Origin of the sequence: Pseudomonas quasicaspiana, assembly GCF_021147825.1 — a bacterium.
GTDB lineage: Bacteria > Pseudomonadota > Gammaproteobacteria > Pseudomonadales > Pseudomonadaceae > Aquipseudomonas > Aquipseudomonas quasicaspiana.
This window is the reverse complement of record NZ_JAGTPI010000006.1, coordinates 164,843-174,103: the sequence shown is the minus strand read 5'-3', so window position 1 is coordinate 174,103 and position 9,261 is coordinate 164,843. Positions and strand designations below refer to the sequence as shown.

The following is a 9,261-nucleotide window of genomic DNA, read 5'->3' as shown; positions in this document are numbered from 1 at the left end:
CAGCACCCTGGTCACTGAAATCGACACCGTCGAGTCGTCGGTCAACTGGGCCCTGGGTGCCAACCTGGAAAACCTGACCCTCACCGGCAGCGATAACCTGAACGGCACTGGCAACGCTCTGGCCAACGTGTTGATCGGCAACGCCGGGAATAACGTCCTCAACGGCGGTGCAGGCATCGACACTCTGAAAGGCGGCGATGGCAACGACACTTTCGTGCTCGACCAGTTTGCCGAACTGGCACTGCTCGAAGAGTTGAGCAATCAGGGCTCCGACACCCTGAACATCAGTTTCGCCGCCACAGCGATCAACAACACCGTGGACCTGAGCAATACCAACCTGCGTAACGTGGAAAATGTCACGTTACTGGGTGCGGGGTTGTTCAGTGTGATCGGTAACGATCAGAACAACATCCTCGTCGGCAATGCCTTCGCCAACACCCTCAATGGCGGTGCAGGCGACGACACTCTTAACGGCGGCGCCGGGATCGACACGCTGATCGGTGGCACCGGCAACGATACGTACCTCGTCGATAACATCGGCGACAAGATTACCGAACTCGACGGCGAAGGCCACGACACCGTGCAAACCACGGTCACCTATACCCTCAGCAATTTTGTCGAAGACGGACAAGCGCTGGGCGCGGCCACCATCAACCTCACGGGTAATGACGAAGGCAACACCCTGACCGGCAACAACGCCGCCAACGTTCTTGATGGTAAAGCGGGGGCCGACACACTAATCGGTGGCCTGGGCAATGACACTTATATAGTCGACAACATCGGTGACGTGGTAGTTGAAACCAGCGCACTACTCACCGAGATCGACACCGTTCAGGCATCAATCAGCTACACGCTAGGCGCTAATGTCGAAAACCTGACCCTCACCGGCAGCGACAGCCTCGACGGCATTGGTAACGCACTGAACAACCGCATTACCGGCAACAGCGGCAGCAACCGTCTGGACGGCGGCGCGGGCATCGACACCATGACCGGCGGCCTCGGTAACGACACCTACGTGGCCGATAACCTCAAGGACGTGATCGTCGAAACAAGCACCCTGCCCACTGAAATCGACACTGTCGAGTCGTCGGTCAACTGGGCCCTGGGTGCCAACCTGGAAAACCTGACCCTCACCGGCAGCGATAACCTCAACGGCACCGGCAACGCCCTGACCAACGTGTTGATTGGCAACGCCGGGAATAACATCCTCAACGGCGGTGCGGGCATCGACACTCTGAAAGGCGGCGATGGCAACGACACTTTCGTACTCGACCAGTTTGCCGAACTGGCACTGCTCGAAGAGCTCAGCAATCAAGGCACCGACACCCTGAATATCAGTTTCGCCGCCACAGCGATCAACAACACTGTGGACCTGAGCAACACCAACCTGCGAAACGTGGAAAACGTCACGTTACTGGGTGCGGGGTTGTTCGGTGTGATCGGTAACGATCAGAACAACATCCTCGTCGGCAATGCCTTCGCCAACACCCTCAACGGCGGTGCAGGCGATGACACTCTTAACGGAGGCGCCGGGATCGACACGCTGATCGGCGGCACCGGCAACGATACGTACGTCGTCGATAACATCGGCGACAAGATTACCGAACTCGACGGCGAAGGCCGTGACACCGTGCAAACCACGGTCAGCTACACACTAAGCGATTTTGTTGAAGACGGTGTCTTGCTGGGAGCTGCGGCGATCAATCTGACTGGCAGCAATCAGGACAACACCCTCACCGGCAACAACGCCGCCAATATCCTGGATGGCAAAGCCGGTGCCGACACCCTGATCGGTGGCCTGGGTAATGACACCTACATCGTCGACAACATCGGCGACGTGGTCGTCGAAACCAGCGCACTGCTCACCGAGATCGACACCGTACAGGCATCTATCAGCTACACGCTGGGCGCTAATGTCGAAAACCTGACCCTCACCGGCAGCGACAGCCTCGACGGCACCGGCAACGCACTGAACAACCGCATTACCGGCAACAGCGGTAGCAACCGTCTGGACGGTGGCCTTGGCATCGACAACTTGACCGGCGGCTTGGGCAACGACACTTATGTGGTCGACAACCTCAAGGACGTGGTCGTCGAAACCAGCACCCTGGTCACTGAAATCGACACCGTCGAATCCTCAGTCAACTGGACTCTGGGCGCCAATCTGGAAAACCTGACCCTCACCGGCAGCGATAACCTCAACGGCACCGGCAACGCCCTGATCAACACCATGACCGGCAACTCGGGGAATAACATCCTCAACGGTGCCGCGGGTAACGACATGCTGGATGGAGGCGATGGCAACGATCATCTGATCGGCGGCCTGGGCACTGATACGCTCACGGGCGGATCAGGTGCAGACACATTCGTCTTCAATCTGTTGAGTGAGCTTGGATTGGGTGACAAACGTGACGCCATCACCGACTTCAACAGTGCTCAGGGGGACAAGATCGATCTGAGCAAACTGGACGCCAATGTCCTCTTGGGAGGTATCAACCCGTTTACCTTTATTGGTGCGGCAGAATTCACCGGCGCCGGGCAACTGCGTTTTGTCGATGAAGTGCTGTCAGGCAACATCAACGGCAACCTGAACAATGATTTTGAGATCCATCTGGTGGGCGTCACTGCCCTCACGGCGAACGATTTCGTCTGATCCAGGCGCTCAGGAGCCCACACTGATCAATCCGGAGTAATCCTCAGGAACACGATACCCTCCTGAAAGTGAAAGCTCCGGATAGCACATTGATGAGTTGTGTATGAGTTACAGGATCGGAGCGTCGTCTAAACCTTAGCTCAACAGGCCAAGTTCCTGTGCCCGGGCTACGGCCTGGGTTCGGCGCTCGACCCTAAGTTTGCCATTGATGTGGCTGGCGTGGGTCTTGACGGTGTGCAGCGAAATAAAGAGCTGATCACTGATCTCCTGATTCGAGCAACCCTGGGCGATCAACTGCAGGACGCTTAACTCCCGTGCGCTCAGGGTGTCCCTGGCAGACAAGGTCTCAGTGCTTTCTTTGAGCTGGGTGCAGGCCAACATAGGCAGCCTTTCCAGGAGTGCATCGCGCACCGCACAAGGGGCGAACTGCAGCAGTTGCTCGCGTAACCAGCCAGGGTGATGCTCAATCAGCTCATGAAACGGCAACAACGCCCCGCCCGTTGCTGCGCGCAAACTCTGATCCAGTAAAGCGCGGGCCTTAGCCTCGTCGCCGGTGCCAATAAACAACAACATCTGCTGGATCAATGCCGTCAGGTTCAGAAGTTGACCATCGACGCTACGAGCATGAATCTCCAGTTGGTTAAGGCGTTGGGTGCAAGCGTCGACCTTCCCCTGAACTCGCTCAAGTGCAGCGCACTGCAACTCGACATAATGCGGAAGTTGCGGATGGCACTCAGGTGAGGACGCTGGCGTATCGCCGCTGTAGGTCTGGGTCAACCGCAGCAACCAGGCTTCTGCCAGATCGAATCGGCCTTGCGCCAACCACAACTCGCACTTGACCAGCGTGATCATCGCCAGATAGTAAATCGATGGCACATCCCAGATATGCATCAGCCGCTCAGCTTCGGAAAGCTCCGCAAATGCCTCGGCAAAACGCCCTTCTCGCCCCAACAACCCCGCAACCGCGCAATGGCCGATCAACACGCTGATGTCTCGACATGCCCGCGCTTCGGCAAGACCGGCCAGTAGCTGCACGCGTCCGGTCTCATCCTGCATGCGCAGGGTCAATAAATAGCCTTCATAAAGCGTGAGTCGCGCACGAACGGCGTACAAGCGTTGCGCAGACAATCCCCTCAGACGGTGTAGCCCGTGGCGAACCTCATCAAGCGCACGCAAAATTTCACCCCGAGCCTGCAACGCACGGGCGCGATCATAATGGGCGAGGGCTTCGAACAGCGGATTGGCGACCCGCTGCGCCAGCTCAAGCGCGTCACGATTTAAGGCTCGAGCACGCCACAAGTCACCTTCGGCAATTGCCAGATTGGCCAGGGTCGACAAGCACATCAAGCGTTGGCCATAACGTTTGCGCGGCAGGCTGAGCAATGCCTCGCTGCAATAACGCTGAGTCTTTTCAGTATCACCTCGCCCGCGAGCAATGATCCCGCTCAGGGCCAGCCACTGCGCGAGCATTGATTCTTGCGCCGTGGCAGAAGGTGCCGGCAGAAAACGACTGAGATGTTCGGCCAATTCTTCGGCGGCATCAAGTTGACACGCCAGCCCCAGCGCCCAGGCGTACAACACAATCAGTCTCGGCGTACTGATCAGCAGGCTGTCGGGCAAATCCATCTTCCAGCGTAACAACATGCCGACGTTCTGCTCAGCCAGCAGTTGCTCTTCGGAAAGGTTCTGGACCAGATTGGCGGCGACGTCCAGGTGCCCGGCCCGCAGCGCCTGCTCGACAGCTTCATCCAATAAGCCCTGTTCGCTGAACCAGCGGCAGGCATTAAGGTGCAGACGGTTTTGTTGGGGGCCGTCCTGAGCCTTGGCGCGCAGCAGATCGGAAAACAGGTGGTGATAACGGTACCAACGACCGTGCTCATCCAGCGGTACCAGAAATACCTGATGCGCCTGCAAATAACCCAGCAATTGAGCGCTGTCATGGCTGTCCCTGACGGCATCGCACAGCTCGACGCAAAAACGCTCCAGGCATGCAGTGTCATACAGAAAAGCCTGCACATCGTCGGGCAAGCTATCGATGACTTCTTCAAGCAAATAGTCGCGTATCAGCCCTTCACCGCCATGCAGCGCTTGTGACAACTCGTTATCAGTCCCCTCTCCAGATGCCGCCAGCAACCAGAAGCGCAGCCCGGCCACCCACCCCTCGCTGCGCTCGATGAGGCTCTGCAGCGCATCGGCTTCGAGCGAGTGGCTACGCGCACCCAACAGGGATAAAGATTCAGAATGCGTCAGACGCAAGTCGTGTTCGTTAAGCTCTACTAATTGCCGCGACAGCCGCAGACGCGCCAGATGCCACTCGGGGCGCTGGCGACTGGTGACCATGATGATCAATCCGGCAGGCAGGTGATTGAGGAAAAACTGCAGACAGCGATCCAGCACGGGCCCTTGGGCCAAATGGTAATCGTCCAGCACCAGCAATACTGGCTTGCCCAGCATCAGGTGCATCGACAGCTCATCAAGCAGACCATCGAGCCACTCTTCAAAAGCGAAGGGCTGATGACGCTGACGCATCTTCAATAAACCCAGGGCCTGAGCGCCCAGCTGTGGGAAGAACTGTTGCAGCGCTGCCAGCAAACGCTCCAGAAAACGCCCCGGATCGCTGTCACGCGGACTCAAACCCAACCATGCACTTTGCCAGTCCTCGGGTAGATTCTGGCAGAACTCGATAGCCACTGAGCTCTTGCCGAAACCGGCAGGCGCACTGATCAAGAGCAGCCGTCCGGATAAACCGGCAGCCAATCGTGTACAGAGACGGTTACGAGGTACGTAGCCGTCAGGCAAGGGTGGCCGGAAGAGTCGTCCTTCCAGCGCGGGGACCACGTTGCCTGCGAACGCTTGCAAACGGGACAAATCAGTCATGGCCGGCTCTTGATCGGCTAGGCGAATGCTCTGGAGACTAGCCGGTAAGTCAGCTGTTTTGAAGGTTGCGCGGGAAAAGACTGTAACAATTTCCCTACAATCATTGACTCGAATACACAGCCATAAAAAAGCCCCGCACAAGGGGCTTTAGAGGAATCGATCTGTAGGAGCCAACTTGTTGGCGAGACGTCGGACCTGCGCAACCAGACATTTCGTCTCGCCAACAAGTTGGCTCCTACAAAAATCTATTGCCGCGTTATCAGCGAACACCCTCCTGACGCAACGCATTCGGTGTGAACTCACTGGTAGTCGCAGTAAAGCCGAAGTCGTAGGCCCTCTTCTCTTCGTTCTTCATGCCCAGCGCCAGATAGCGGCCCGATTGCAGGTCGTATATGGCTTCCAGGGCATACCACGGCACTTGTTTGTCGTAGTAGTTCTCGGCATGAGCTTCAGCAACACGCCACAGTTGACCACGACCGTCGTAGTGGTCAATGACCGCGGCTTGCCAGGTATCTTCATCAACGAAGAAATCACGCTTGGCGTAGATGTGACGCTGCCCTTCCTTCAGGGTTGCGGTGATGTGCCAGACGCGGCGCAACTCGTAGCGTGTCAGGTCCTGATTGATATGCCCTGCCTTGATGATGTCAGCGTACTTGAGCTTCGGATCGTCCAGTTTGTAGCTGTTGGCAGCGATGTACATTTCCTGCTTGCCGACCAGCTTCCAGTCATAGCGATCCGGTGCGCCGTTGAACATGTCCAGATTGTCGGATGTGCGCAAGCCATCAGCGGCGGTGCCCGGTCCGTCATAAGAAACCTGCGGAGCGCGGCGGACCCGACGTTGCCCTGCGTTATAGAGCCAGGCAGAACGCGGTTCGGCTACCTGATTGAGGGTTTCGTGGACCAGCAGCACGCTACCGGCCAGACGCGCTGGCGCAGTGACTTCCTGCTTGAAATAGAACAATACGTTGCCGGGATTCTTCGGATCGTAGTCCTTCATTTTGTCGCGGAATACAAACTGATCACTGAAATATACCAGGCTGTATGAACCGTTCGGCTGCGGCGTTGCCTGTGTCACCAGACGCTTCACGCTACCGCCACGATAACGCCCAATGTGGTTCCAGATGACTTCGGTAGCACTCTGAGGAATCGGGAACGGTACCGCTGTATCGAAGTTTTCCACACCATTGCCACCCCCTACGAGCTTGGCATTGGTGGCATTTCTCTTGATGGCAGCCGACACGTCATCCGGAACCGCCGCGCCGCGATGGGACGGGTAGACCGGCATTTTGAAGGTTTCCGGGTAACGTTTGAACATCGCATACTGGCCCGGCGCAAGGTTGGCCTTGTACTGCTCAACGTTAGCGGCGGTGATGGTGAACAGAGGTTTCTCGCTGGCATAGGGGTTGGCCAGGAAGCCTTTGCTGTCCACCGCCCCGGCATTCTTCGGCATCGGGCTCCAGGCAGGAATAGTGTTGCTGGCATTTCCGGCCTTTTCCGCGCCCATTGGCGTCAGCGTAGTGCCCAGCTTTGCAGCTTCGGATTCAGATACAGCAGCCATCACACCAGTCGCCAACAGCGACAAACCCAGCACACCGACCTGCAACAGATTTTTTGTTATTTTCATATTCATCGTCGTCCTGAAAATACCGGGCTCTTAGAAGTTCATGCCAAAGCTGAGCGACACAAAATCGCGATCATCAACCGTGGTGTACTTGCCATCAAAGAAGTTGGTGTACGCGAGAGCCGCTGTGTAAGTGTTCTGATACTCGGCATCCAGTCCCAGACTCACAGCTTTGCGGCCTTCCTCGAAGTTGCCGCCAGGCCCTGGCGAATAGCCTTTGACGTCATGAGACCAGGCGACGTTTGGACGCAGGTTTACTCCGGCAAATACGCTGTTGTAGTCCCAGATGGCGCGAGCGCGATAGCCCCAGGAGTTGGAGGTGGTGAAGCCGTCATCCTCGCAATAGCGGGTAAGGTTGTTTTGTGCTGCGCCAGTGAGCGTACCGGCGTTAAGTGAGGCGCAACGACCATTCGCCAGCGGCCCTGGCCCGTAACTTGGATCACGGCCATAACGAATTTTTGATGTGCTTTCCAGCCCACCGACGTGCGTCCAGCCAACTTCACCCACCAAAGTCAGACGCTCGGCGCCCATGACTTGGTCGAAGAACTGAGTGAATGTGGTCTGCAACTGAGTAATTTCTTTCCGGCGATAACCTTTTTGATCGGTATCGGCACTGCCCTGCAGCGGCGATACGGTAGGGTCCAGAGGGGTGATGCCCGAATACAGGATGTCCGTGGTGTTGATTTGCACCGGAGCATTTGGCCGGTAGCTGAGTTCTCCGCTCCATGCGGTGCCGGTAGGCAGCGTGGTGGAGAAGCTCAAGCCATAGAGATGAATGTCTTCGGGGTATTCGACGTAGTAGCTGGAGTTGGCAGCAACCACGAGCGGCATCAGTTGCTGGACCAGGCCAGGAACCCCGGCCAAAGGCCCAAGTGCAGCGATGAGCCTCGAAGGATCATATGCACCAGCCGGGGCGCCCCTCCCACTGAAAATGGGCGCACGGCTGTGGTAATTCATGAAGTAGGCACCAAACTCAGTGTCCAGAGGCTCGAAGTTATAGTGCATTGCAACGCCGAACTGCCCGCTATCGCGGGCATCGCGATCAGGGCCCCGTCGTACGACTGCACCTTCATCGGGGTTACCCCAGTTCACACCCTGTGAGGCCAATGCATTAAAGACCCCGGCACGCGGACCGGCGGGTAGACCTGCGTTTGCAAGCGAACTGTTCAGCCCGGCCTGACTGCGTAATACCGCAAGATTTCCGGAACATCCATCCGAAATCACATCCGGCTGCGAGAAGAACGTGCCGCAGTTATCGGTAACGGTCTGGTCCCACTCAAGCTGGTAGAAACCTTCTGCCGAGAGGTTCTCAGTGATGCTCTGCGACAGGTAAAACATGTTGACCGGAATCAGGCCTTCCTTGATTTCGGCGCCTGGACGACGGAACGCGGACACGTCGACCGGGTTGATGCTGTTGATGCCGCCCTGGATGAAAGTACTTTCACCCCAACTGACCACTTGCTTACCGAAACGCACCGAACCTGGCTCATCGCCGATGCTGTAGTTGTGATAAACGAAAGCGTCGAGAATCTGCCCACCGGAAGACTTGGCGCCTTCCTTGCGGTTGGAATCGCTGATGTCCTTGAACTCCCGGTTCTCATCTTTGAGTTCAAAGTCATACCAGTATTTGCCGCGCACAAACACGCCGGTGTCGCCGTACTTCAACTCAAGATCGTGAATGCCCTTGAAGATTTTCGAGAACGTTTCACCGCGTTTGAAGTTCAAGTGGCCGTCATCGGATGTCTGCGACAGACCATGCCCGCCGTTGTTCGAACCGATGAGATTCTTGTTGGCATTTTCGGTAGACCAACTGGCGCCCACGGAGAGCGAAGAGTCGAACTTGCCTTCGATTTCGCCGATGTTGAAGCTGACGCCGAAAGCAGGACCGGCGAGCGTAGAAGCGAGACTGACGGCCAAAGGCAGTTTTGCCCGGCGCCAGAACTGGTTTGCTGATGTCATCAACGCTACTCCATGTGTTTTTTATTGTTTTGGCAGTGGTACTGCTAAAAACGGGCAGCCGATCTTTCGAAAGACAGCCCAGCGCTCATCGGGTAACCCGGAAGGTTACAACGATTCGCCTTGTTATTGGTTTTTACGCAGCCCCTGTATC

General features: G+C 56.8%; 4 protein-coding genes. 1 reads left to right on the top strand and 3 read right to left on the bottom strand.

Annotated elements, in window-relative coordinates:
- On the top strand, positions 1-2,653 hold a 2,653-nt coding region (locus tag KDX30_RS06735; RefSeq protein WP_319946080.1), incomplete at its 5' end, for a beta strand repeat-containing protein.
- Between the two features lie 135 nt (positions 2,654-2,788).
- Here KDX30_RS06735 and KDX30_RS06730 read toward each other — a convergent pair.
- The 3 genes from KDX30_RS06730 to KDX30_RS06720 all read right to left on the bottom strand — a co-directional run bounded on the left by KDX30_RS06730 (position 2,789) and on the right by KDX30_RS06720 (position 9,110).
- Positions 2,789-5,530, bottom strand: a complete 2,742-nt coding sequence (locus tag KDX30_RS06730) for a LuxR C-terminal-related transcriptional regulator (RefSeq protein WP_231675323.1) — start codon at positions 5,528-5,530, stop codon at positions 2,789-2,791.
- Positions 5,531-5,789: 259 nt separating this feature from the next.
- On the bottom strand, positions 5,790-7,154 hold the full coding sequence (locus KDX30_RS06725; RefSeq protein WP_231675322.1) for a DUF1329 domain-containing protein: 1,365 nt from the start codon (positions 7,152-7,154) through the stop codon (positions 5,790-5,792).
- A gap of 30 nt (positions 7,155-7,184) precedes the next feature.
- Positions 7,185-9,110 carry a DUF1302 domain-containing protein gene (locus tag KDX30_RS06720; protein ID WP_122705658.1) on the bottom strand — a complete coding sequence of 642 codons (1,926 nt, stop codon included), beginning with the start codon at positions 9,108-9,110 and terminating at the stop codon, positions 7,185-7,187.
- Positions 9,111-9,261 lie beyond the last annotated feature (151 nt).